The following is an 890-nucleotide window of genomic DNA, read 5'->3' on the forward strand; positions in this document are numbered from 1 at the left end:
GTTGCGCCGAAAAACAAAAGCAAATTGGTCAGCAGTAATCATGTCAATGTCTCACAAGCCATGAAAACGCCGCAATTCTGGCTCTTGTTTTGGGTGTTGTGCTTGAACGTGACAGCGGGTATCGGCGTTCTAGGTCAGGCTTCCGTCATGATTCAGGAGCTTTTTTCCGAGGCATCTGTAGGAAAACAAGCGGCAATTGGTGCGGGTGCGGCGGCAGGTTTTGTGAGTCTGTTGAGTCTGTTTAATATGGGCGGCCGCTTTTTGTGGTCCAGCGTGTCCGACAAAATTGGCCGTAAAAATACTTATACTATTTTCTTTGTGCTCGGCTCGCTGTTGTATTTTGCCATTCCGTCGATTGGCGAGAGCGGTAACAAGGCTTTGTTTGTCATTGGTTTCTGCGTCATCATTTCCATGTATGGCGGCGGTTTTGCAGCCATTCCGGCGTATTTGAAGGATTTGTTCGGCACTTATCAAGTCGGGGCAATACACGGCAGGATTTTGCTGGCATGGTCAACTGCGGCTGTTATTGGCCCGGTGTTGGTCAACTATATCCGCCAAAGCCAAATTGAAAGTGGCGTTCCGGCTGCTGAAGCTTATAGCATTACCATGTACATCATGGCAGGTTTGTTGATTGTTGGTTTGTTGTGTAATTTGAGTGTCCGTTCTGTTCATGAAAAGCATCACGAGAAAGACATTAAGGTCGCGGCACATAGTGGCAATCCCGATGATGAAACCGCTGTATCCGATGCTTATCTGATCAGCAAGAAAGTATCAGCGGGCGGTATCGGCGTATGGTGGCGTTGGGCTTTGGTCTGCATTCCTTTGGGCTATGGCGTCATTATGGTGTTTGTTAAAGCCTTAAGTTTGTTTAATTGATTGTTGAAAATTAG

Annotated in this window: 1 protein-coding gene; it reads left to right on the forward strand. The window is 47.1% G+C overall.

Going from position 1 to position 890, the window contains the following annotated elements:
• Nucleotides 1-876 (forward strand): MFS transporter (locus tag ACTHS3_RS15570; protein ID WP_440368450.1); only part of this gene is annotated, 876 nt, incomplete at its 5' end.
• Nucleotides 877-890 lie beyond the last annotated feature (14 nt).

Source organism: Neisseria sp. P0009.S007 (genome assembly GCF_051962515.1).